At 54.1% G+C, this 24,645-nt stretch carries 21 protein-coding genes; 16 read left to right on the top strand and 5 right to left on the bottom strand.

Features of this window, described 5'->3' with window-relative positions:
- Positions 1-3 precede the first annotated feature (3 nt).
- The 4 genes from SK3146_RS03730 (at position 4) to SK3146_RS03715 (ending at position 3,937) form a co-directional block, all read left to right on the top strand.
- A complete protein-coding gene (locus SK3146_RS03730; protein WP_249863815.1) occupies positions 4-2,136 on the top strand; it encodes a hypothetical protein in 2,133 nt (710 codons plus the stop codon).
- A gap of 100 nt (positions 2,137-2,236) precedes the next feature.
- On the top strand, positions 2,237-2,725 hold the full coding sequence (locus SK3146_RS03725; RefSeq protein ID WP_249863814.1) for a metallophosphoesterase family protein: 489 nt from the start codon (positions 2,237-2,239) through the stop codon (positions 2,723-2,725).
- Positions 2,726-2,764: 39 nt separating this feature from the next.
- On the top strand, positions 2,765-3,106 hold the full coding sequence (gene ytxJ / locus SK3146_RS03720; protein WP_249863813.1) for a bacillithiol system redox-active protein YtxJ: 342 nt from the start codon (positions 2,765-2,767) through the stop codon (positions 3,104-3,106).
- 33 nt (positions 3,107-3,139) lie between these two features.
- Positions 3,140-3,937 carry an alpha/beta hydrolase gene (locus SK3146_RS03715; protein ID WP_249863812.1) on the top strand — a complete coding sequence of 266 codons (798 nt, stop codon included), beginning with the start codon at positions 3,140-3,142 and terminating at the stop codon, positions 3,935-3,937.
- Positions 3,938-3,977: 40 nt separating this feature from the next.
- Here the strand turns inward: SK3146_RS03715 and SK3146_RS03710 are convergent, their stop codons facing one another.
- Both SK3146_RS03710 and SK3146_RS03705 read right to left on the bottom strand, forming a co-directional pair.
- On the bottom strand, positions 3,978-9,122 hold the full coding sequence (locus tag SK3146_RS03710) for an AAA family ATPase (RefSeq protein ID WP_249863811.1): 5,145 nt from the start codon (positions 9,120-9,122) through the stop codon (positions 3,978-3,980).
- 132 nt (positions 9,123-9,254) lie between these two features.
- Positions 9,255-9,695, bottom strand: coding sequence for a MarR family winged helix-turn-helix transcriptional regulator (locus SK3146_RS03705; RefSeq protein ID WP_249863810.1), 441 nt, complete (start codon positions 9,693-9,695; stop codon positions 9,255-9,257).
- A gap of 262 nt (positions 9,696-9,957) precedes the next feature.
- On the opposite strand from SK3146_RS03705, the gene SK3146_RS03700 reads away from it, so the two are divergent.
- A complete protein-coding gene (locus SK3146_RS03700; protein WP_249863809.1) occupies positions 9,958-10,866 on the top strand; it encodes a TIGR01777 family oxidoreductase in 909 nt (302 codons plus the stop codon).
- Between the two features lie 60 nt (positions 10,867-10,926).
- A complete protein-coding gene (locus SK3146_RS03695) occupies positions 10,927-11,220 on the top strand; it encodes a hypothetical protein (RefSeq protein ID WP_249863808.1) in 294 nt (97 codons plus the stop codon).
- A gap of 72 nt (positions 11,221-11,292) precedes the next feature.
- Here SK3146_RS03695 and SK3146_RS03690 read toward each other — a convergent pair whose 3' ends face one another.
- Positions 11,293-13,452 carry a DNA topoisomerase III gene (locus SK3146_RS03690; protein WP_249863807.1) on the bottom strand — a complete coding sequence of 720 codons (2,160 nt, stop codon included), beginning with the start codon at positions 13,450-13,452 and terminating at the stop codon, positions 11,293-11,295.
- Between the two features lie 251 nt (positions 13,453-13,703).
- Positions 13,704-14,543: an AraC family transcriptional regulator gene (locus tag SK3146_RS03685; protein WP_249863806.1), complete on the bottom strand. Its 840-nt coding sequence runs from the start codon at positions 14,541-14,543 to the stop codon at positions 13,704-13,706.
- A 140-nt stretch (positions 14,544-14,683) separates the two neighbouring features.
- Between SK3146_RS03685 and SK3146_RS03680 the strand changes: the two genes are divergently transcribed.
- The gene (locus tag SK3146_RS03680) at positions 14,684-15,685 is read left to right on the top strand and encodes a Gfo/Idh/MocA family protein (protein WP_249863805.1); all 1,002 of its coding nucleotides are present in this window, start codon (positions 14,684-14,686) and stop codon (positions 15,683-15,685) included.
- Between the two features lie 25 nt (positions 15,686-15,710).
- Entirely contained in the window at positions 15,711-16,652 is a 942-nt protein-coding gene (locus tag SK3146_RS03675; RefSeq protein WP_249863804.1) for an aldo/keto reductase, read from the top strand.
- 420 nt (positions 16,653-17,072) lie between these two features.
- Here SK3146_RS03675 and SK3146_RS03670 read toward each other — a convergent pair whose 3' ends face one another.
- Positions 17,073-17,219, bottom strand: a complete 147-nt coding sequence (locus SK3146_RS03670) for a DUF4023 domain-containing protein (protein WP_249863803.1) — start codon at positions 17,217-17,219, stop codon at positions 17,073-17,075.
- A 360-nt stretch (positions 17,220-17,579) separates the two neighbouring features.
- Here SK3146_RS03670 and SK3146_RS03665 point away from each other — a divergent pair, with 360 nt between their 5' ends.
- The 8 genes from SK3146_RS03665 to SK3146_RS03630 all read left to right on the top strand — a co-directional run bounded on the left by SK3146_RS03665 (position 17,580) and on the right by SK3146_RS03630 (position 24,517).
- Positions 17,580-18,758, top strand: a complete 1,179-nt coding sequence (locus SK3146_RS03665; protein WP_249863802.1) for a HipA domain-containing protein — start codon at positions 17,580-17,582, stop codon at positions 18,756-18,758.
- Positions 18,759-18,875: 117 nt separating this feature from the next.
- Entirely contained in the window at positions 18,876-19,553 is a 678-nt protein-coding gene (locus SK3146_RS03660) for a class I SAM-dependent methyltransferase (RefSeq protein WP_249863801.1), read from the top strand.
- A gap of 17 nt (positions 19,554-19,570) precedes the next feature.
- Positions 19,571-20,434 carry a carbon-nitrogen hydrolase family protein gene (locus tag SK3146_RS03655; protein ID WP_249863800.1) on the top strand — a complete coding sequence of 288 codons (864 nt, stop codon included), beginning with the start codon at positions 19,571-19,573 and terminating at the stop codon, positions 20,432-20,434.
- Positions 20,435-20,450: 16 nt separating this feature from the next.
- On the top strand, positions 20,451-21,119 hold the full coding sequence (locus SK3146_RS03650) for a GNAT family N-acetyltransferase (RefSeq protein WP_249863799.1): 669 nt from the start codon (positions 20,451-20,453) through the stop codon (positions 21,117-21,119).
- Between the two features lie 98 nt (positions 21,120-21,217).
- Positions 21,218-21,844 carry a superoxide dismutase family protein gene (locus tag SK3146_RS03645; protein WP_249863798.1) on the top strand — a complete coding sequence of 209 codons (627 nt, stop codon included), beginning with the start codon at positions 21,218-21,220 and terminating at the stop codon, positions 21,842-21,844.
- Between the two features lie 129 nt (positions 21,845-21,973).
- A complete protein-coding gene (locus SK3146_RS03640) occupies positions 21,974-23,050 on the top strand; it encodes a DUF3900 domain-containing protein (protein ID WP_249863797.1) in 1,077 nt (358 codons plus the stop codon).
- Positions 23,051-23,198: 148 nt separating this feature from the next.
- Positions 23,199-23,870: an HAD family hydrolase gene (locus tag SK3146_RS03635; RefSeq protein WP_249863796.1), complete on the top strand. Its 672-nt coding sequence runs from the start codon at positions 23,199-23,201 to the stop codon at positions 23,868-23,870.
- 17 nt (positions 23,871-23,887) lie between these two features.
- Positions 23,888-24,517, top strand: a complete 630-nt coding sequence (locus tag SK3146_RS03630; RefSeq protein ID WP_249863795.1) for a pyridoxamine 5'-phosphate oxidase family protein — start codon at positions 23,888-23,890, stop codon at positions 24,515-24,517.
- The last annotated feature ends 128 nt before the right edge of the window (positions 24,518-24,645 follow it).

Genomic DNA, 24,645 nt, shown 5'->3' with positions numbered 1-24,645 from the left:
AGCATGAGAAGGTCTGCGATCAATAAAATGGCGCTGCTCGTCCTGCTCGCTTCGAGCTCGGTTTGGGGTTTGCCGGATAGCAAGGCTATGGCCGAAAGCTTCGGTTATCAGCGCGATGAGCTGGACGCTGCGGCGAGACTGTCGTCCGTCGCGCTTTCGCCGTACAGCGGCATCGAGCTGAAGAACGCCGCCGTCATGCCTGGGGATAACGGAAACATGCTGTATTTTACGTTAACGGTGACGAACGGCGGGAACGGCTCGTTGTCGTTTCTCGATTATTGGGTGAAGGTGTACAGCCGCTCCGGCGCCGAATTTACCGCGGATTTGCTGCCGCAGGATAAGCTGAAGAAGGAAATTCCCGCCGGGCAGCAAATGGACTTTTCCTTCTATGCCCCAGTGAATGATGCGACGGTCTTGAGCGATCTGTCGTTTAGCATTATCCGATGGGATTATTCGAGCGCCGAGCTGGAAAAGAAGGTGGGCGACATCCGATTTCCGGAGGAGGCGGAGGCCGCCGGCGTCTTCGCTCCAGAGTCGGCAAGCAAGACGGTTTCCATGGGCGGGATGCCCGTTGCCTTGGAAGTCACCGCATGGTCTGCGCTGACGAACGACAGCTTTATCTCGCCCAAGCTCACGCTAAGGCTGACGAACAAGGGACAGGCGACCTTGAAGCTGCCGGGTTATCAGTACTCTCTTCGCGCGTCGAACGGAGCAATGTATCCGCTGGACATCGCGGTAAACGGAGACAAGCAGCAGCTGCAGCCGGAGGTGCCGCTGGACTTGCAGCTGAAGGCGGCTCAGCTTCCGGCAGCTGCCGCGGACGGCGGCTGGGATGTCGTCATGACCCAGCCGGTCACGGTGTCAAACGATTTGAAACTGGATGTGCCGGTGACGACTTTGAAGGTGACGGCCGAACAGCAGGCCCCCCAATCGCTGGGCGATTCGATCGAGTATACCAACAAAGACGGAGTCTACGAAATGAAGCTGGAGAAGCTCGACAGAATGCCGTGGGACGACCAGGACGTGCTCAGCGCCGATCTAAGCATCTCGCATAGACAGGCCGCAGCGCTGCCTTTCCCGGAATTGAAGGCTTATTACGAGCTGGATGGCGGCGTCAAGGTAGAAGCTAAGGCAGTCAAGACGGATCAGGCTGTGGGCCTTCCGCCGGCGGCTTCGGTCCATGTTCAGCTGGTAGGCAAAATTCCGTATACATACCCGTTTTCGGCGATCAAGCTCGTCCTTCAAGAGAAGGAAAGCGATAACGGGACGGAGGACATCGCGCAATTTCTGCTGCCTCCATCGGCAGTCAAGCTGCCGGAGGTTCCGTTCGGGCAGCCGCAATCGATCACTGCGGCCGGGCGCAGCACCCAGTATGCGCCGCGCGCGATAAATACATTTACCGACGGGAAAAGTAAGCTGCTGGAAGCGCAGCTCGAGGTGACGAACCGGGAGAAGCGCTCCGGCGCAATCCCGAAGCTGTCGGCGTTCGTCAAAACGCCGGACGATTCGTTGTATCCGGCCAAGGTGCGGGAAGTGAAGCAGAAATTGAACCCGCAGGGCACGGCGCTCGTCTCCTTTTCCACGAAACTGCCGGTAAGCGTGGATACGAGCGGTCTGAAGCTGGTCGTCGGGGAGTCGGTGACCGATCAGCACATCAGCTTGCCGGATGACAAGCCGGACGCTTATATTAACGCCGTCGAAATGGAGCTTCCAAGGGAACGGCAGCAGGGGCAGGAGACTCTGAAACAATTGTCGTTCGCTCCCTACACCATATCGCTAAGCCAAATCAGCACCTGGCTGGACAGCTCCCAGCTGCGCGTCAATTTCCTGTACGATCTGGAGAAGGACAGCTTCCTGGAGACGAATAACGACGGCAGCAAAGTAATCATTCAATTCCAGGACGAAGCCGGCAACATGACTTACGAGCAAAAGTTTTATCTGGAAACGGCGGCGGACGACGACGATCTGAAGCTAGAACTGGGCGAACACAGCTATAAAATGACCGTCAAGGATTCCGATTTGCTCGGGAAAATCCAGTCCCTTAAAAAATATAAGCTTTCCGTCTACTACGAGTTTCAAGGCATGCGCAAGCTTCTAGGCTCGCAAACGATCGACTGGTTCGGTAAAACCGATTGAGGCGGATATGCGTTTGAAAGCACCTTAACAGGTGCTTTTTTCTTTTATGAAAGTTATGGTAGAATGAAGAAATGAGCGGCATTCGAAAGGAGGGGTACATTTGCGCGTTGGGGTCGTTTCCGATACGCATATGTTTGGGCGGGCCAAGCAGCTTCCGCAGGCTCTGGTTGAAGGCTTGCAGGGCGTTGATTTGATTGTTCACGCCGGAGATTGGATCGATGAGAGAGTTGTCGGCTTGTTTGAACAGATCGCTCCTACGGACGGTGTCGCCGGCAATAATGACGGAATGGACATTATCGAACGGTTCGGACGCCATAAAGTGTTGAACGTATCCGGCTTTCGCATCGGCTTGGTGCATGGGGACGGAGGGCGCAAGTCTACCCTGGACAAAGCCATCGACGCATTCCGCGATATGAGCGTCGATGTGATCGTATTCGGCCATTCCCACATTCCCTACCAAGGGCTGCATAACGGCATTTTATTATTTAATCCCGGTTCACCGACCGACAAACGGCGTCAGCCGCGGTATTCCTACGGCATCCTTGAGCTGGGCTCGAGCGTTGAGGCGTCCTTGTTCTACTTTGACTAGGGACGGCCGTCATTCTAATACGATATTGGAGGTTTTATCATGACACAATGGAAAGAAATTACGACGTTGGAAGAATGGAATCAACAACTGGATGGAACCGCGAACAAGCCTATCGTTGTGCTTAAGCATAGTACGGCTTGTCCGGTCAGCTTCAACGCGCTGAAAGAATACGAGGCTTACCTGCAAAATAAGCCGAACAATGACGTCGACTACGTATTGGTCAAAGTTATCGAATCGCGTCCGGTATCGAATCAGATTGCGGAAGATACCGGCGTGAAGCACGCTTCCCCGCAAATTTTGTATATTAAAAATAAAGAGACGATTTGGAATACGTCCCACTGGGCCATTACGGAAGAACATATGACGGCGGTTCTCGACTAACCGGTTCGCGCCGACATCTAGGGAGGAAGAACCATGACTGTGCGGCCGCATCCGTTTTTCTCCGGAGCGTTGTATGCCCGTAAATTATGCTTCGTCTATTTGCCGGACGGCTATGAGCGGGAAGAGCGCGATTACCCGGTCATCTATTTGCTTCACGGCATGTTCGGCAGCGAGGCGCATTGGCTGCTGAAAGGAAATGCCGAGCAGACGCTGGATCGGATGATGGCGGCCGGTTCGCTTCGCCGCTGCATTGTCGTGATGCCGAGCGACGGAGGTTACGGAACGGGAACCTTTTATATGAACTGGTACGATGGCAGCGGGCGGTTTGAGGATTATTTCATTTATGATCTGGTCGAGGATATCGATAAGCAGTTCAGAACCAGAAAAGAGCCGGGCGGTCGGGCCGTCTGCGGCTTATCCATGGGAGGGTTCGGCGCGTTCTCGCTGGCGCTGAGGCATCCACAGCTGTTCGGAGCGGCGGCCAGTTTGTCCGGGGCATTGACATCCACGGCGGCGATTGCCGCCCGGTACGCGCGTTCGGATATAAGCCGGATGATCGGCCCGCTTCATGGCCCGTATGCCGGGGAATACGATCTTCAAGCGCTCGCAAGCCGCAGGCTGAAGGAAGAAGGGCGTCCCGCTCTGTATTTCAATTGCGGCACCGGCGACGAACTGCACGGAATGAACGCCGCTTATCGCGAGCATCTGGAAAGCATCGGCTACAGCCATAAGTATGAAGAGTATTCCGGAGAACATACATGGGATTACTGGAGCGAGCATCTGCCGGATGCGCTCGGTTTCCTTGAATCCTATTTTGCTTCGTGCGATTGAAGCGGCATAGGCCGAAAACCCTTAGGACACTTAACATGTCTTAAGGGTTTTTCGCTTCTGCAAGCGTGAGCGAGGGCGCGGCATTTTTTTTCTTCAAGCATACTGTGAATGTTGTGCCGACGCCTTTCTCCGAATGGCATTCGATAGTCCCGTCGTAATGATGAATGTAGTTCTGAACGATGTGAAGCCCCAGTCCGGAATTGGTCGATTCGGATTTGGTGGAGAAGCCTTTGTCGAATATTTTTTTTCGGTAAGCCTCCTCGACGTAAGAGCCGGTATTGAAAATGGACAGCCTGTACGAATCTTCCAGCTCCTCGATCGTAAGGCGCAGCGTTCGCAGCGGATCGTCGTCAGGTATCGCTTCAATCGCATTTTTAAGCAGATTATGCACGATGCTGGAGAAGTAGCTGATCGGCAGCGTCAGCCCGTCGAACGTGCAATCGAGGTCTCCCGTTACCTGAAGCTCAATTTTGCCGGAGATGCAGGGGAGGCTGATATTATTCAGAACGACGCCGAGTACGGGGAATTTCACCGAGTTGACGACGGACTGTTGAACAATTTCTTTGCACCAGACGGAAATATAATCTTTGGCCATATCGTATTTATTCATCATCAACAGCGCGTGGACGGTTTGCACATTGTTTATGAGCTCATGCTGCGCTTTGCGGATATTGAGCATCGTCGCTTCGGACGACTGCACCCAGCGTTCCTTCTCGTCCAGCTGCAGCCGGACGTTTTTCTCCTGTTCCTCCAGCAGACGCAGCGCGTAATTTTTATGCTCCAGATTGGCGTACAGAGTGGAGTTCTCGATGGTAACGGCAATTTCCGACGTCAGAAGCTTCAGCGTGTCGAGCCGCTGCTCCTGAAAAACATGGGTGGCCAGATTGTTCTCCAAGTACAGCACGCCGATCATCTTGCCGAGCTTCATAATAGGTAAAATCAGCATGGATTTGGGCAAATGCGTTTGGATATAGACGTCTTTCGGGAACATCTGCGAGCCGGCGGCGTCGTGCAGCAGCAAAGGCTCTTCCTTGCGCATCGCATATTGAACGGCGGAGAGGGCCGCATGCTCGTATTCCTCAAGCGGAATCGAATGCAGTGCCGCGAACGGCTTGTCGGGACGCTTCTCCACCTCGACATAGAGGCGATGGTCTCTAATGAGCAGCAACAGGCCTTTCTCTGCGCCCGCATTTTCCATGACGATATGCATGAAGCTTTCGAGCAGCTTATGAAATACCGCTTCGCTCGATAGCGCCTGCGAAGCCTTGGCAACCGTCGTTACGTCGATCGCCGAATGGGCTGAAGGCGCGCGGTTAATTAAATAAGGATGCTTATCTTCCAGCTCGGCGACTTTGCGGGCCGCTCCCCACTTGCTGTACAGCATTTTGGCCTCGATCCAATAAGAACGGGCGATCTTGAGCTTGCCGGTATGCATGTAAAATTTGGCGGCGCATTCATTGGCTATCGCCTCGATATGGACGAACCGCTGCTTGCCGGCGTGAAAAATCGCTTGTTCGTACAGCACCGCGGCCAGACTGTGACTGCCGGATATCCGGTTCATCTCCGCTTCGATCAGCAGCTTCTGGTGAAGGAAGGTGTCGGGAGAATGAACGCTCCATTTTTTGATGATTTTCAGATGCTTTTGCAGCTTGCGCCAATACATCTTCTTTTCGGCGGGTTCGGCTTCTTCATAAATGGCCGTCATGACGAGCGAGCTTATAAAGTAAAATAGTTGAACATGGATTAGGCCGAAGACGAATTGCAGACTCTGCTCCGCCGTATCCATAAGCTGCTTGGCCTCGGTCTGCCGGCCCAGCATATAATAGGTCAGCAGCTGCAGCGCGTAATACGTATGGATCGTCGCCTTATTAGAGAAGCTCTGGAGCTGTTCCAGCTCTTCCTTGCTCATGAACGGCTTCAGCGGGTCCCCGGGCTTGGCGTTAGCCTGCGGAACCGGCTCTTCCTTGTTGAACAGCATAAACCGCTGCAGCACCATCATGATATAGATCGTATCCTTATCCTGCGCGCGGAGGACGAAAGGATGGTACAGTTCCGTTTCGTTATACACGTCGCCGAGAGGGTCTCCCTTGTACAGCCGCAGGAAAAAGCTGAACGCGATCGAATAGCCGCCGTAGACGAAGTCTCCCGATTCTACGCCGAATTGATAAGCTTTTTTCAGGTACAACAGATTGGTCTCGATATGCTGGGTTACGTTGTTCGTGAACGCCCCGAAGCCGAAGTACACTTTGCATTTGATCGGCAAATGGTCGAACGCGTCGCACAGCATCAGGCCGACTTTGCCGTATTTGGCGCCGCTGCGAATATCGCCGAAAATGGAGCTGATAATGACGCCGTAAGTGGAATAGGCCAGCGCGGACCCTTCCGAGTTGCCGTAACGAAGCGAGTAGTTGAACATCTTAAGCATCAAATAAATGTACAGATCGGAATTCAGGTAATACGTCGGAGCGATCAAATTGACCATAAGCCTCATGACCGCCCGGTGATCGGGATCGACCATCTGCGGCAAATCGAATAAATCCTCCGGCTGTTTGGCAAGCATATGCCACTTGGTTTTCGCCAGTTCAAGCAGGATGGAGGAGCGTTTGACCGCCGGCTGAAGCGGTATGCCGAAGAGCCGCAATCCTTCGAGCCCCATCTCCATAGCTTGCTCGTGCAATCCCAAATTGGTATAGAGCACCATCATCAGGTTGTAGGCGTCGGCTTTGGCCATCTTGGTTCGCGCACGGCGGAGAATGAGTTCGAAGGACCGCTTCGCCTCCTCAAAATGTCCGCATAAATATTCCAGCTCGGCTAGCTCCAGATAGACGGAGAAGGCCAATTCATATTGGCCGTTCCAGCTGTCCTCGTCGAGCAGCCGCACGCAGTGCGTCACATACTTCAAGGCGGTCTCATAGGCCGTATTCGCCTTCGCTTTCCGGCTCGCCCTCATATTGTACCCGGCCAGCCGTTCTTTCTCCTGCCTGGCGACGAGCAGCTCCTTGCCCAAATTTAGCTGATTGGCGATCTCGAAAATATATTCTTCCAACGCCTCCTCGCTGAATGTATCCAGCATAAGCTTGCCGATCAGATGGTGCAGCTCTTTCTTTTGGTGTTTGGGAACCAAAGAATAGACGGCCTGATGGACGCGATCATGCAGGAAAGCGTATTTGCCGGAAGGCTGATCGTCTGAAGCTTCGGATACGGCGACGATCAAACCTTCGTCGACGGCGCTTCGCAGCTCGCGTTCGATTTTCTGGGAATCCTGCGACGCCGCAAGCGCCAGCAGCTGCATAGGGAATACGTGGCCGATGCAGGAGGCTTTCATCAACAGCTGCTGGACCGACTCCGGCTGCCTTCGTATTTTGTTGATCATGAAATCAACGACGTTGTCGGTAATGTGCAGCTCTTTGATTTTGGCGATGTCCCAGTCCCATGAGCCCGCGTCGTAGTTGAACGCGAGCAGCTGATAGTCGTACAAGGAGCGCAAAAATTGCTTGGTGAAGAAGGGATTGCCTTTGGTCTTCTCAATCAGCATCGAGGTCAGCTCGCCCAGCTCACTGGGGTGCGCCGGTCCCAGCGTATCCTTGAGCAGATGCTTCACGTCGGTCTCGCCGAGCGCTTCCAGCTCTATAGCAACGAGATTGATGTGCGTCAGCCTCCTGAGCTTGTCCATCATCCAGCTGAGCGGATGAGTATCCGTCACTTCGTTGCTCCGGTAAGTCCCGATAAACAAGCTGTAGGTGAAAGAATTCTGCGACGCCAAATCTTGAATCAGCTGCAGCGAGGCGGGGTCCGCCCACTGCAGATCGTCGATAAAGACGGTGAGCGGATGCTCCCTGGTGGCAAAGACGCCGAGAAATTGCTGAACGGTTATTAGAAACCGATTATGCATTTCCGCAGGCGGAAGCTTGCTCAGAGGAGGCTGACTGCCGATGATTTTTTCCATATCGGGAATCATGTCAATGAGCACCTGTCCGTTAGGGCCGACCGCATCTGCAATTTTCTTTTTCCACATGAGCAGAGAGGCTTCCCCTAAAGTCAGCAAGTAATGAACGATCTGCTGGCCGGCTTGTTGAATCGCCTGGAACGGCATATCCCGTTTGAATTGCTCGAACTTGCCGGAGATGAACAAGCCGTCGCCGGTTTGCACGGACTTTCGAAATTCGTGAATGAGAAAGGACTTGCCTACGCCGGACAGACCGGAAACAAACACCATCTCTCTGCTTCCCAGCAGCATTCGATGATAGGCGTTCTGAATGTCGGCAAGCTCCTGATCGCGTCCGTACAACGAATCGGATATATGAAAGATGTCCGTAGCCGCGTTCGCACCCAGCGAAACGTTGTCGACGAACCCTTCCTTGAGCCATACGGCAAGGCAGGCCTCCAGATCGCATTTCAACGCAAAGGCGCTCTGATAGCGGTGTTCCGGATGCTTTGCCAAACATTTCATCACAATATCGGAGACCGGCTTCGGAACGTCAGCGCACGCTTCGAACGGTGTGATCGGCTGTTTGGTCATATGCTGATGTATCCATTCTGTAGCATCGGCGCCGTCAAAAGGAAGCGTGCCCGTGAGCAGTTCGTAAAATACGATACCGAGCGAGTAAATATCGGTTCTATAGTCGATGCTGCGCTCCATTCGGCCGAACTGTTCCGGTGCCATGTACGGCAGACCGGAGAACATCAATTCCGCCGGCTGCGCCGGAATGCCGTCGTTCGATGATAAGTGGCTTGCGTTATGTATATTCGTCAACTGCATGCTCATGCTGCCGGATTCCAGAACGAATGCGTGAGGGGAGAGATTCAAATGAATATATTTGAGCTGATGGAGCTTGCGGATCATCTCGGTCATCGCAATGGACAAACGCAAAAAGAGCTTCATTTCCAGGGGACCCGAAGCTGCTAGTTGAGAAAGCGGATGGCCTTCCGAATGCTCCAACAAAAGAATCGTTGAATTGTTGTAGGATTCCAACCGGAGGGGCCTGATCAGCTCATCCAGTTGGATGGTTTGTCCGTTTTCATATTCATTTATAAGCCACTGGACATCCTGCTGGGACGGATATTCCGTCTTCAGCATCTTGATCCAATACTTGCGCCCAGTGGTTAGGTCGAGGCCATGGTAAAAGGCAAACGGCTCGTGATCGTACCATTTGTGCATTTGGATATCGTTTATGTTCAATGACAAGCGGGTATCCTCCGATTACTTCCATTTAAATATATTTTACTTTTTTCGCAAAAAGGAAGCAACAGGAAATTGCCGAAACCGACAATATCTTTCATCAATCGACTTTATTCACGTGGAGCGGGCAAGAGTCGGTCAGTTTCTCGTATGCTTATTCAGCCCACGGGTCAGTCTCTCCATATACCCGATCAAATCCGCCTGCTCCCGTTCCGTGAACAAGTTGAACGAATCGTTCAACGCTTCCATCCACAGAGCTTCCGTGCGGCGTATGAGGTCTTTGCCTTCATCCGTCAAGCCGACGTTCTTCACCCGGGCATCGGGCTGGCTGCACTCGCGGTAAACCAGACGCGATTTCTCCAGGCGGTCGATCATTTGCGACATGGTGCTCGGGCGCACATCCAGATGCACGGCCAATTGGCCGATCGTGCGAGTGCCGTTGCGGTGAAGATGCCTGAGCAGGAGCCATTGAACGCGGGTCAGCGCATCCGGCTGCTGATCGAATACTTTGGAGCGCATATGGCGATTGATCGTTTGCATATGGGTGAGGAACTGCTCCAACGCTTCATTATTTTTCATAGCGTAACCTCCGTTAGTAGTATTATATAGCTTCGCCAAATATTCTGCCAATAAAATAACCGCACAAAGTGGGGCAAAGGAGGCGTCTCCTTCGCTTCATATCGTTCATGGCGTTCGTATGGGCGGCGCGGAAAGGGCTCCGAATTGCAAGTTTTCTTATTTTTTAGGCCGATTTTACGCCGTTTTTTTTGCTAATCGCCGATTTTAGTATATAATGTGGTTATATTTTTATATCCCATTAGTTGAAAGTGAGTAGTCATCAATGAAGATTGCCATTGCAGGAGGCACCGGTTTTATCGGCCGGCACTTGATCAAGTATTTTCTGGAGCGGAAGTATTCGCTTATTCTCATTTCACGGAATCGCAAGCCTTCCAGTCATTCCTTGATTCGCAATGCGACGTGGGCGGAGTTAAAGTCGGATGTCAGAGTGCTGGAGGGTGTCGACGCCATCGTTAATTTGGCGGGGGAAACGATCAATCAACGGTGGACGAATGCAGCCAAAGAACGAATTCTGCAATCGCGGCTGGATACGGTAAAGCAAATCGCGGATATCGTTTCCCGGATGGAGAAGAAGCCGCAGGTCGTCGTGAACGCTTCGGGAATATCCATTTACGGCACGTCGGAGACGAAAACGTTCGTCGAACACAGCGATCCGAACGTATCGGATTTTTTATCCGGAGTCGTTGCGCAGTGGGAGCAGGCGATGGACAGCATCCCGGATACCCGCATCGTAAAGCTGCGTTTGGGCATTGTGCTCGGCATGGACGGAGGCGCTTTCCCGAAAATGATGCTGCCGTACAAGCTGGGGATCGGCGGAAGGATCGGCAGCGGCCGGCAGGTGCTGTCTTGGATTCACATTCACGATTTATGCCGCCTAATCGAATTTTGCATCGAAAATGAAGATATTATCGAACAAATCAATGCGACCGCCCCTCAGCCGGTTACGAACGACGAGTTCGGACGGGCGCTGGCCAAAGCGATGAACACGTCGCACCGGTTTCCGGTTCCGGCTTTCATGATGAAGCTGATGTTCGGTGAGCTTTCGACGCTGCTGCTGGAAGGGCAACGGGCGCTTCCTTACCTGGCGACCGAGTACGAGTTCCACTTCCAGTACCCGGTTCTGGAGTCTGCGCTGAGAGATCTTCTCGGCAGCGCCAAACAGCTGAAATAAGAGCTGCTCGCGGGGGAGGGGAGACGAATGATACAATATGGTTCTGTTGATGTAAAAGAAATGCAGCTGATCCGTTTGCGGGCATCGATCGATTTGCGCGACGAGCAGTGGATCGATGTGGAGATCCGCTTCGGCGTGGGCAATGCCGATACGATTCCGGACGATGTAACCGGTTTGACGGCGCTATTGATTTGCACGTATTCGGGCGGCGTCGCGCAGATCGTTCCGCAGGACGGGGGGATCGACTGCGAATACCAGTTCACTCCCGGCGAAAAGGAGCAGCTGCTGGCATTTTACGAGCTGCAGGTCAAGCCGCAGCTTTTGGAGAAGGCCGGTTCCGGCGCACGGAGCTAATGCGCGTCCGGCCAGCCGCCGCACAGCCGCTGCAGGCGGGCAAATAAAAAGAAGATTGGGGCCTTGTTGGCCTCAATCTTCTTTTTGCTTTTGCAGCGCCGCTTTCAACGCGTCTCCGAGACTGGAACCGAGACTCGTGTTGTCGCTGTACTGGTTGATCAGCTGCGAAGCGTTGCGCCTTGCGGCCTTGCCGCTCATTCGCGATTCGTCGTTCAGCATTTCGATGACGTTGCAGTGACGGCATTGGGCGTATTTGCCCGCTTTGCCCGTGTGAATCTCCATTTTCTTATGACACTGCGGGCAGCGCTTGTTCGACAGCGCAGGCTCTGCGGCGCGCTTGTAGCCGCATTCCCGGTTGATGCAGACGAGCATTTTGCCGCGCTTGCCTTTGATCTCCTGTAGTGCCTGGCTGCAATCCGGGCACTTCGAGTGCGTCAAATTATGCGGCTTGTACTCGGTCGTGCTGTTCTTGACCTCGCTGACCATCTCGACGGTTTGTTCGCGGATACCCGCCAGAAACGCCTTCATATTGCCGCGGCCTTTGGCGATCCGCTCCAGCTCCTGCTCCCAGCGGGTCGTCAGCTCGGGAGAACGAAGCGCCGGGGCGACGAGCTCGATCAACTGGGCTCCCTTGCCGGTAGGCTGGAGCGTGTTCATCTTGCGCTCGATCGTATCGGTCGACAGCAGCTTCTCGATAATATCCGCCCGGGTCGCGGGGGTACCGAGGTTATGCTTTTCCATCAGCGATAAAAGGGAGGCTTCCGTATAGCGGCCCGGAGGCTTCGTCATATGCTTCTCCAGGCTGATGCGGATTTCCTTGAACGTATCGCCGATTTGAAGCTGCGGCAGCGATTGCTGCGGGTCATGGGCATCGTGGTCGCGATGATCTTCGTCATCATCCTCGGAGAAGGAGGCCGAGCCATCTTGACCATAGACGGATTTCCAGCCCAAATCCTTCGTTATGCGGCCTTTGGCGTAGAAGCTCTCGCCCGCCGCTTCAACGGTAACGGCTGTTTCATCGTACCGGTACACAGGATAAAACAGTGAAATAAAGCGGCGAACGATCAGATCGTACAATTTGCGTTCGTCCGCGCTTAACGTATGCAGCAGCGGCGCCTGCTCGGTCGGAATGATCGCATGGTGATCCGACACCTTGCTGTCGTCGACGATGCGTCCCGTGACAGGCAGCGGCTTGCGAAGCAGCGGTTTCACCAAAGCGGCGTACGGCTGAACGCTGAGGCTTTCGAGCCTGGCGGGCAGCGTAGATACCATATCCGAGGTCAAATAGCGCGAATCCGTCCGTGGGTAGGTGACCAGCTTGTGCTGCTCGTACAAGCGTTGAAGGACGTTCGACGTCTGCTTCGCCGAAAATCCGTATTTGCGGTTGGCGTCCCGCTGCAGCTCCGTCAAGTCGTAAGCCAGCGGCTGCGGCTCGCTCTTTCCGGTAACCTTCAGCTGGGATACGGCTGCTTTGCCGCGCTGCAGACGGCTTACCAGCTCGTCGGCTGCGGCCTTGTCGAACAGCCGTCCGTCAGGATGCTTCTTGCCCCGCCAGAGAGCCTGGAAGCCGCCGAATTGCCCGCGGATCATCCAGTAATCCTTGGATTGGAAGCTGCGTATTTCGCGCTCGCGTTCCATCATCATGGACAACGTAGGCGTCTGCACCCTTCCGGCCGCCAGTTGGGCGTTAAATTTGCAGGTCAGCGCCCGCGTCACGTTAAGGCCGATCAGCCAATCCGCTTCGGCGCGGCAGACGGCGGATTGGTAGAGCGAATCGTATTCGCGCCCCGGTTTCAGCTTGGCGAAGCCTTCGCGTATCGCTTTGTCGGTTTGGGACGAAATCCATAGACGCTGATACGGCTTGCGCCAATGAATCAGCTCCATAATCCATCTGGCGACGAGCTCGCCTTCGCGCCCGGCGTCGGTTGCGATGATCAACTGCTCCAGATCGGCGCGCTTGGCCAATTGCGAGATGGCCCGGAACTGGGGCGTCGTCTCTTTGATCAGCTTGAGCTTCATGCGCTCCGGAAGCAGAGGCAGATCTTCCAGATTCCAGGTTTTATATTTGGCATCATAGTCTTCGGGCTCCGCAAGCGTAACAAGATGTCCCAACGCCCATGTAACGACATGCTTCGGTCCTTCCATATAATGCTTGTGTTTTTGGCTGCAGCCTAGGACGCGGGCGAGTTCTTTGGCAACGCTCGGTTTTTCGGCCAATACGAGTGATTTCATAGCTTCTCCTTTACTAAATCCTGCATTTTTTCGGGGAATTGCGCGTAAGGGGCGGCGCATATTCCGCACGGTCATCGTCCATCATGTACAACATTACTGGAAAATGGGGCTCTTGTCCATGTTCCGGCGCATTGTCGTCTGCGTCTAGCCGCTTGATCGGGCAAGCCTTCCGGTAAAGAGATGCCGCCGCTGCGGCCGCTCGCCTTGGACGGAACGTGTCTTGGCTAAGCGCAAGAGCCGGCTGACGGAAATTATTTGTTGCGGTACAGCTCCCGGTATTCGGTCGGCGTCATGCCTTCCTGCTCAAGAAACCGCTTGTTAAAGTAGCTTGTGCTGGGGTAACCGGCGTCCATGGCGATTTGACGAATCGGCACGTCCGCTTTCTCCAGCAGCCATTGCTTGCTCATCTGCAGCCTGCTGAGCGTGACGAACGTCATCGGGGTCATCTGGGTCACCTTCTTGAACAGCTTGCAGAAATAGTAGGAGCTGATGCCCGCCTGCCGCGCCCATTCATCGAGCTCAAACGGCTTGCAGGCTTCCTGCTGGAGCAGAGGGAGCAGCTGCAAAATGCGGTCGGTCGTCTCGGCGTGCTGGTTGGCGCTTAAGGGAACCGCCTGATTGACGAATTCCGCAATTACGGCATAGGTCAAGGTCGAAAGCCTGGTGAGCTGGAAAAAGGAGTTTTCCTCGGCTTCGATCAAGAGCTCGTGCAGCGCTTGCTCCAGCGGCTTCCACTGGCGGATCGTCCATAGATGCGAACGATGCAGTCCGTTCTCAAGCAAATAATCCTTCAGCTTCGATCCGTAAAAATGAACCCAGCGGACTTCCCAAGGCTCGTCCGCGCTGGAATAATAATGCTGCTGCTGAAGCGGGAAATACAGGAAGGCGTCGCCGGCTTCTAGCGTTTGCAGTTCGCTGTCGGCCTCGACATACCCCTTGCCCGAGACAATCAGGTGAATGCTGAAGTTGTTCAAGGCGCCTTCCTGGCGGTTCACGGTGTGCTCCGGATCGTCCCTATACCAGCCGACGGATTCGGGGAGACAGAAGTAAACATGCTCAGTCAAGGTGGGCAGCAGACGTTGTCTTCTCATACCGGAAGACTCCTCCTTTTGATGACAATATTATTATATCGATGTGCAATAAGCTGTTATTTTCATTTTAATTATTGTTCAATATAATAGCAATAAAGTACTACATTTAAGGTTTACATTCGAAGGAGCTGGAGATTGCAATGAGTCAAAGCAAGCTGCGTTGGGGAGTACTTGGTTGTGCAGGCATAGCCAAGCGTGCCGTTATTCCGGGCATTCAGCAATCGCAAACGGGAGAAGTAGCGGCAATCGCAAGCCGCGGCGAGGAGAAGGCCAAGGAAACCGCTGCCTCGCTGAATATACCGAAAGCGTACGGAAGCTATGAAGAGCTTCTTGCCGACGAGCAGATTGATGCCGTTTACGTCCCGCTGCCGAACCATCTTCATAAGGAATGGACGATCCGGGCGGCGGAAGCCGGTAAACACGTGCTGGTGGAAAAGCCGGCGGCGCTCAATTCGCAGGAAGCGGAAGAGATGGTAGCCGCATGCGCGAAAGCCGGCGTGAAGCTGGCGGAAGCGTTCATGTACCGCCATCATCCGCGGTATGCGATGATCCGGGACGTTATCGCCTCTGGAGAGATCGGCGCGATCCGCGGGATTCACGGCGCATTCACGTTCAACAACGCCAAGGATGCGAACAATGTCCGCTACAAGCGGTATATGGGCGGGGGTTCGCTGTATGACGTCGGAGTGTATCCGATCAGCGCGGCGCGGCTGATTCTCGGACAAGAGCCGCAAGCGGCGACGGTGCACGCTTTCTTCTCTTCGGAGCATGACCAGGTCGACATGATGGCGTCGGGACTGCTCGAATTCGCGGACGGCGTGGCGCTCACCTTTGACTGCGGCATGTGGGCCGCCGGGCGCAACGTGCTGGAGATTATCGGTACCGACGGCCGGATTGAAGTTCCTTGCGCTTACGTCAGCCGTCAGAACGCGGACGATCATTTCTTCGTCACCGTCAGAGGGGAACGCAGGGAAGTAGCGGTTCCTTATGTCAACCATTACGCGCTGCAGGCGGACGATATCGGCCGCAGCGTATTGGAAGGAAGCCCTCAGCGCTTCGGCACCGACGATATCGTCCGGGGCATGAAAGTGATCGACGCCTGCATGCAATCCGCTCAGGAACGCGTGCGCGTAGTGTTGTAACGACAAAATAAGGAGACGATATCTTATGGAAACGATTCGTATTGCAGGCTGCCCGAAACCGGTGACCAACCTGATTCAAGGCTCCGACTTTTTTACCCATGACGTTTACGGTAAAGTGTGCGACGTGTTGGACAATTATTTTGCCATTGGCGGCAATACCATAGATACGGCTCATATTTATTGCGGCGGGCAAAGCGAGGAAACGATCGGCAAGTGGTTGAAAGAGCGCGGCAATCGCGACGATGTGGTCATTTTGACCAAAGGCGCTCATCATAACGCCGACGGCCCGCGGGTTACGCCCGAGGATATCGACAGCGATTTGGCCAAAAGTCTGGAGCGCCTGGGGACCGACTATATCGATCTGTACGCGCTTCATCGCGACGATGAAAACATTCCGGTCAGCGTCATTATCGATGCGCTGAACCGCCATATCGGCGCGGGACGCATTCACGCGATCGGGGCGTCGAACTGGACGCATCAAAGGCTTCAGGAGGCTAACGATTACGCGGCGGCGAGCGGCTTGGCCGGATTTACCTTTAGCAGCCCGAACTTAAGTCTCGCCAAGCCTAACGAGCCGCATTGGAAAGGCTGCGTATCGGCCGACGCCGAGACATGCGCTTGGCATGAGCGGACGCAGCTACCGCTGCTATCCTGGTCGTCCCAGGCAAGAGGATTTTTCACCGGACGATTCGCTCCCGATAAGCTGGAGGACAAAGAAATCGTCCGCGTCTACTACAGCGACGCCAACTGGGAGCGGCTGCGCCGCGCTCAGGAGCTGGCCGCCCGCAAAGGCGTGAGCATGATTCAGATCGCTCTTGCCTATGTCATCAATCAGCCGTTCCCGACCGGAGCGCTGATCGGAGCAAGAGACTTAAGCGAGCTGCAATCATGCGTCGACGGCGCACAAATCAAGCTGACCGCCGAAGAGCTGAACTGGCTGGAGCATGTCGATACCGTCGAAGCTTAGAGAAAGAGCGTGGAACAAAGGACGAAGCCGCTTTTTGCTACTTTCGGAACGGTCCGTCCATATGGCAAAAGCACCCCTAGGGGTGCTTTTTGTCGTTGTTTGGGAAATGATGCGCAGCGATATCCTGTGGAAATCCGTGGGCTCCCCCGAAAGGAAAGTCTACCCATAGAACGATCCCAGAGGAAGGGTTAGACGCCGATCCAGCTTAGGCTGGATGCGGACGGAATAAGCTTCTGAGCATCACGTCACTTTTGGGGGATTTGTTCTTGCGGCATGGAGCTCCACTTCGGAGTTCCCTCAATCAGCGTCGTAAAGAGTCCCATCGGCTGGCTAGCAGCGATATGAGCTGCCGTTACATGCGGCCCGGACATCTTGGGAAAGGCACCGATAGACGGCTGCCGCCTCGTCTTCGCCTTGCGTTTAGTTGCCGTCCAAATGCTGCTTGCCCGGCAGCGACTTGTCCGGATGACCGTCTCCTTGGTGTTTGCGGTTTTTTTCGTCTTTGGCTTGGGTGTCGTGCACTTTCTCTACCCAACTCTCCGTATCGCCGCGCAAATTGTTCTTCATCAGGGATTCCCTCCTTTCACCGATGGGTAGTATTCCCCCGCGGGAAACAAAATATAGAGCCGTCCGACTTTCGGTTTATAGGCGCTCCTCGCCGTCTCCGCAGCCATGTCATCTGCGCATGTGGCGTTCTCCATTGTTCCGCTATGGCGAGGATGGGACCCGTCATGTACGGGTGACAAGCGCTGTCATAGTCTTGCGTTATTTGTGCTTTTCGCAAATTTACTGTATAGGTCGCGGCTTCGTCCTGTGCTATGATATAAGAAACGGAAATCGATTTATTTTATAAGGGGATCACGGAAAAAGGGGATGAAGGAAATTTACGAGGAGATAAAAAAATGACTGGATGGGAGGATGAACCCTTTGGGAAAAACGGAGCTTTTTGCTTCTTTGGAAGTGCAGAGGAGCTATAGATTTTCTTTATGCAAAAAAGACGATGTTTTGATTGATTTCAAAATTATATTAACCGGAATGAGAGAAACTCTGTGTCGGATCGAGAAAGTACACGATTCGAATCCAGCGGTTTTACCATATGGGATGCAGCTAACGAATGAATATTTGCTAGGATGGGTACAGAGCCGGTTTATACCAAAGAATCGCGTATTTGTAGAAAACTTGCTAAGCGCATTGCCTGATATCGACCCTCCGCTGGTAAACCTGCTCCGTACAACTTTAGGTCTTTCTCTAACGGATGATTATTGGATTCTCCCGGAGGAACAGAAGGATCTAACATGGACTAACCACAATTTATATGATAATGAATTTTCGGAGACGTTGGCGCTGGTTGCATTTACTGGCTATAACGAAAAAGTAAAAGGCATTGTCAGTTCGCCCGAGTTTACAACAAACGGAATGCTGCCAAAATGTTGGAGGAGAATCGACGGAAAGGTTTATTTATATAAAGGCGGTACTGAAGGCGCCGCAAATGCAGGATTAGAGCCTTATTCCGAGTATTATTCGGCACAGGTTGCCGAAGCTCTCGGTTTAAATCATGTTCGGTATGAACTGGAGAAGTGGAAGGGAAAGCTTTGCTCGATATGCCTTTTGTTTACATCAAAAGATATATCTTTTATTCCCGCTCATGTTGCATATCCCGGATTATCCGCATCGGAATTATTATTTGCGACATCCAAGATGAAAGACTTTTACGACAGGTTTATAGATATTATGATTTTTGATGTCGTCATTGCCAACCACGATAGACACTTTGGCAATTTTGGCTTTTTAAGAAACAATCTTACAGGTGAACTCGAGGAAGTAGCTCCGATATTCGACAACGGAATGTCATTATTACATCAGGCTATGGACACTGATTTCGCGGACTTAAATGCATATTTGGATTGGAGACAATATACTTTTGCCTTTACTCCCAACAAGGATTTAAAATTCCTTGCCAAGTATATGGAACCGAGTCACAGGAGCAAGCTTCGCAAATTATTGAGTTTTGAATTTGAAAAACACCCGTCATATAACTTGCCAGATCAACGTTTGAGGATACTTTCTAAGTTTGTGAGATCAAGGGCTAGAGATTTTTTGCAATAAATGGAGCCCTTATAGAGCGATGGAAGCCATCGATTAAACCGGTGGTTACGATTGCTTTTTTGATGATATAATGGCTGAACAAAACAGTTATGATTTGGAAGTGAGCTGATAAGGGGAATGAATCCTCGCGAACTGTTCGGCGATATTGATATTTATTTATTCGATCAGCTGCTGAAGGGCCGGATTGCCGAGGGGATGCGGATTTTGGACGCCGGCTGCGGCATGGGACGCAACCTGACGTATTTTTTGCGCAGCGGCTATCCGGTGTACGCCGTCGACCGCTCCGACGAGGCGGTGCAGACGGTTCGCAAGATGGGACAGGCTTTGGCTCCCGTCTGGTCGGACGATCAGGTTAGGTCGGAGCCGGTCGAGAAGATGAGCTTTGCCAACGACCGCTTCGACGTCGTCATCAGCTGCGCGGTGCTCCATTTTGCCCAGAATGAAACGCATTTTCAACAAATGGTACAAGAAATGTGGCGCGTGCTTCGCCCCGGCGGGCTGTTGTTCGCCAGACTGGCGACAAGCATCGGAATCGAGAATAAGATCATTCCGTTAGGAGACTCAAGGTATAAGCTGCCGGACGGAAGCACCCGCTTTCTCGCCGACGAGGAACGCATCCTGAAGACGACGGAGCGGCTGCAAGGGCTGCTGATGGAACCGCTCAAGACGGTTAACGTAGCCCATCAGCGGTGCATGACGACGTGGTGCTTGAAAAAACCGCATATTTTGTTCTTCGATCCGATCGAGGATAACACGAATGCGAGCGATAAAGATTTGCCAGCAAACCATGAATAAGGAGAGCATCGTTACCTATGAAATTAAGAGTATCTGCCGTTCAATACCATCTGCATACGATCGCAAGCTTCGAGGATTTCGCCGCTCAGGTGACGCATTACGTTAAAACCGCGGAGGAATTCGCAGCCGATTTCGTGCTGTTTCCCGAGCTGTTCACGACCCAGCTGATGTCGATCGGGGGCGGGAAGCATCATCCTGCAGCGCTTACGATTGAAGAACTGCCCGCTTATACGGAGCGGTATATGGAATTGTTCCGGTCGCTCGCGAAAAGCACCGGCATGCATCTCATCGGCGGAACCCACATTATCGAAGAAGGCGGAAAATTGTACAACACCGCATTTCTGTTTTACCCGGACGGCCGCGTAGGCGAGCAGCGCAAGCTTCACGTAACCCCTTCCGAGGTTAAAGGATGGAATATGCAGGCCGGAGACGCGCTTCATTTGTTCGATACGGATAAAGGGCGCATCGCCGTGCTGATCTGCTATGACGTCGAATTCCCGGAAATCGTAAGGATGGCGCGCGCCCGCGGCGCGGATGTGCTGTTCTGCCCGTCCTGCACGGACGACCGGCACGGCTTCCATCGCGTCCGCTACACCTGCCATGCGAGAACGATCGAAAACCAAATCTATGTCGTTACGACCGGAACGGTCGGCTCGCTGCCGACGGTCGATTTCATGAGAGGCAATTACGGACAGGCCGCCGTCATTACGCCCAATGACGTGCCGTTTCCTCCGGGAGGGGTTCTGGCTGCCGGAGAGATCAATCACGATATGGTAATTACGGCCGATCTCGACCTCAGCCTGCTTCATGAAGTGCGCGAGAGAGGCTCCGTCACTACGTGGAGAGACCGCAGAACCGATTTGTATACGGACTGGAGCTAGAAGGGAGGGACACGGCTTGTACCGGAAAGAGCTGTACGTATTCGACCGGGATCGCCCCGTCATGACGACCGTTCGCAGCTATACGCACGCCGACTTCGCCGACTTGATCGATATTCAGCGGCAAAGCTTCCCGCCCCCGTTCCCGCCGGAGCTGTGGTGGAACGAACGTCAGCTGGACAACCATGTCGCTTTGTTTCCGCAAGGGGCGCTGTGCGTGGACATCGGCGGCAGGGCGGTTGCTTCCGTAACCGGCCTGCGGGTCGATTTCGATCCCGCCAGCCCGCGGCATACATGGGAGCAGGCTACCGACGGCGGGTACATCCGCAACCATAACCCGCAGGGGGATACGCTGTATATCGTCGACATATGCGCGCTGCCCGCTTACCGGAAGCTCGGGCTCGGCAAGCTGCTCATGCATTCGATGTACGAGGTCGTCATTGAATTGAAACTGAAAAGGCTGCTCGGCGGAGGAAGACTCCCCGGTTATCATGTTCATGCCGATCAAATGACGGCCGGGCAGTACGTTGAGGCCGTGCTGGAAGGGCGGCTGAAGGACCCGGTGCTGACCTTCCTGATGCGCTGCGGCCGAACGCCGGTTGCCTTGGCGGAGCATTACCTCGACGATGAAGAATCGCATCATTACGCCATGCTGATGGAATGGCGCAATCCTTTTCTGGCTCGTTAAGGGCAGGCGCCGGCGGGCGACGATTCGATGTTTAATTATTCTCCGATAGGATACAATGTAAAAGGAACATTTTACACAGGCCATTGGAGGATAAAGACATGAAAAACATCGTTAACCGCGGAGCCGTTCTGCTCAGCTTCGCATTGGTGCTCACATCCGGATGCGAATGGAGAACGGTGGCGACGACCGCCCAAGCGGATGAGGCCCATCCGGGGATGCATGAAAATGCCGGCACCGGATCGGATACGGTCAGAGCTCAGGCGAACGAGCCGTCGGTCGCTCCGAAGTCGATCGACATCATTAACAGCAAAGGAACGAAGATCGGTACGGCCAAGCTGTCGCAAGTAGCCGAAGGCGTCAAGTTCCAGGTCGAAGTGTCCGGTTTGACTCCGGGCAAACACGGTATTCACGTTCACCAAACCGGCGTATGCACGCCTCCGGACTTCACGTCGGCCGGCGAGCATTTTAATCCGGAAGGCAAAAAGCACGGCTTCGACAATCCTCAAGGATATCATGCCGGAGACCTGCCGAATCTGGAGGTCGGCTCCGACGGCACCGCCCGCGCGGAGTTCGTCGATACGAAGGTGACTTTGGCTAAGGATAAGGCGAATTCGCTCGTGAAGACCGGAGGCACCGCGCTTGTCATTCATGAGAACGCCGATGACTACAAGACCGATCCTTCCGGCAATTCCGGGAGCCGGATAGCCTGCGGCGTCATTATGTAGCCGCGGCTGCTGCGGTTTGGCATTGCTGCCCGCAGAAACCTGTGATACGATAGGATGGAACCCACCTTAGGGGCTGAGTAATCTCGCCTATGGGGTGGGTTTTTATTTGTCACGGGGGAGCTTGCATACATGAAATTTGAAGTTGAATATATATCTTTCTTCGTCATTCAAACCGAAAGCGAGGACGGCCAGGGCGGCAAGCATTACAAGCATTATCAAACGCTGGACGGAGAAGATTATTTGGAGAGCGAGCTCAGTTCGTTTCTCGGCAGCGAATTTACGAAGATAGCGAAGCGTCATGCGGAGCGCAATCCGAAGGCGGAGCAGGTGCCGACCAAGATCGGACGGTTCGCGGTAGAACCCGGCTACGACCTGGACAGCAATCCGAACTATAATATGTTTGACCGGCTGCGGACGGCGGAAACGAAGGAAATGTACATCGGCCATGCGGACGCTCTGGTCCAAGCTTACATGGATACGAGCGCGATCCGCGGCGGCGCCGTCTTTATCGTGCGGGCGAAGCATGCGCAGCTGTTCGACGATCCGTTTCTGTTTGTCTTAAAATGCGATTTCGAGCAAAAGATCGCGCGCATTACCGACGAGCGCAGCCTGCTTAACAAAGTGGAGATGGCGATCAACGCCAAAAATATGAAGTCGATCATGTACCCGCATATGCCGGAAGAAGGCATGGTGGAGCCGTGGGAGCTTAAAATTCATCAATCGTCCCATGCGCGGTATTTTGAAGACTTCCTGAAATTCGTCGAGTATGAGAAATCGATGCCCGAGATGATGAACGAGCAGGTGCTCGGCTTCGTGCATCAATATATCGAACAAGTGTACGAGGATAATCCGGAAGCGAAGGAGCAGGAAGTTCAGGCGATGGAGCTGTGGGCTTACAGCGAGAAGCGGGAGCTGCAGGAGAAATGGACGCCGGAGCAGGTCTCGGAGGCGTCGGCCATCCTGATCGAGCAGAAGCCGGATATCGAGATGAAGCTGAAGGTCGGCAACATGACGGTTCGCGGACTGCTGGCGGACTTTGGCGACCAATTGCATATCGCCAAGGTAGGCAGCCGCTATGTCGTCGTGATGGAGGGGGATTTCCTGCAATTCGACAAAGGCATATCGCCGGTCGAATTGCTCGATCCCGAGCCGCTGGAAAGCATCGTGGACCGGATTCAGCGGAAAACGGACGAAAGCGGCGAGTAAGAGAAGATGGTTAGAAGCCCGGTGAACAACGAGCGGGGGGCCGTTTGAATCCGGAAAAGCGATTCCGGCTACAACAGCGAGCGGAAACCTCTATCGACCGCAGGTCGCTCGTTTTTCACCGCTATTACAGGGGAGGCGGAGAACACGGATGAAAGCGGTCATTTTCGATATGGACGGCGTGCTGATCAACAGCGAGCCGCTGCATTTCAAAGTGGAACAAATGGCGTTTAACCGGCTGGGAATACCGGCCGATATGGAAGAGCTGGAAAGCTACGTCGGGATGACAAACCCCGATATGTGGAGCAGAGTGAAGGAAAAGCACAATCTGGAGGCTTCCTTGGAAGAATTGATCGAATGGCAGGTTCAAATGAAGCTGAACGAGCTGCAGCAAAGCGCAGAAGGGCCGATCGACGGCGTCCCGGAGCTGCTCGGCTTGCTGAAGGACCGCCGGATCGCCGTCGGCTTGGCTTCTTCCTCGCCGAAATCGTTTATTCTCGCCGTGCTGGATAAGCTCGGTATCGCCGAATACTTTTCCGCCGTCGTCAGCGGGGAAGAGGTCGGCAAAGGGAAGCCTGCGCCCGACGTGTATCTGAGGGCCGCCGCGCTGCTCGGAGTCGCCCCTACCGACTGCGTCGCCGTGGAAGACTCGCGCCACGGGGTTAGGGCCGCGCAGGCTGCGGGGATGAAGTGCATCGGCTTCCAGAATGCCGATTCGGGTAGTCAGGATGTGTCCGCGGCAGAGGCGGTCGTAAGCTCCATAAGAGAAATTACGCCTGGGGTGCTGCTTCGCTTGGGGATGGAAGCTCGTGAAAACGATTAGAATGGAGTGATGCGTCAGTGGAGCGGGAGAATGAATTTCGGGACGTTATTACAGGGGAAGAAGAACTTCGGGACCTATTGGGGTATCCGAGCGAAGTCGTCGCGCGCAAAGCGATCGGCTCGTTGGACGATCACTGCCGCGATTATATCGCCAAATCTCCGTTTTTGCTCGTATCGACTTCGGATAGCGAGGGCAGGTGCGACGTGTCGCCCAGAGGCGACGCGCCCGGATTTGTACTGGTGCTTGACGGGCAGCGGCTCGTTATTCCGGAGCGGCCGGGCAACCGGCGCGCGGATTCGCTGCGCAACATTATATCCAACCCTCAGATCGGCCTGATCTTCCTCATTCCGGGGCTGGAGGAAACGCTGCGCGTAAACGGCCGGGCCTACGTGACCCGGGATGAGGAGCTGCTGCAGCGGATGCAGGCGATGGGCAAGAGTCCGCAGCTCGGCATCGGCGTCGTCGTCGAGGAATGCTACATGCACTGCGCCAAGGCGTTCAAACGGTCGCAGCTGTGGAGGCCGGAGAGCTGGCTGGGGCGGGAGCGTCTGCCGGTGCCGGCCCGGATTTTGGCGGCGCATACCGGAAGGGACGAACAGAGCATCGCCCAAGGGCTGGTGGAAAGCTATACGCAGCGTCTGTATTAAACGAGCGGAGCTAGTCCTTCGCGGTTATCCGCCGTGCTGCGCCAGGAGGACGGATATTTATTAAGGCAAACGGCAAAGACGCCTCCAAATCCGCTAGGCGGAGCCGGAGGCGTCTTGGGTAGCGCCGG

Source organism: Paenibacillus konkukensis (genome assembly GCF_023523925.1).
Taxonomy (GTDB): Bacteria; Bacillota; Bacilli; order Paenibacillales; family NBRC-103111; genus Paenibacillus_S; species Paenibacillus_S doosanensis.
This window is presented reverse-complemented; position numbering and strand designations above follow the sequence as displayed.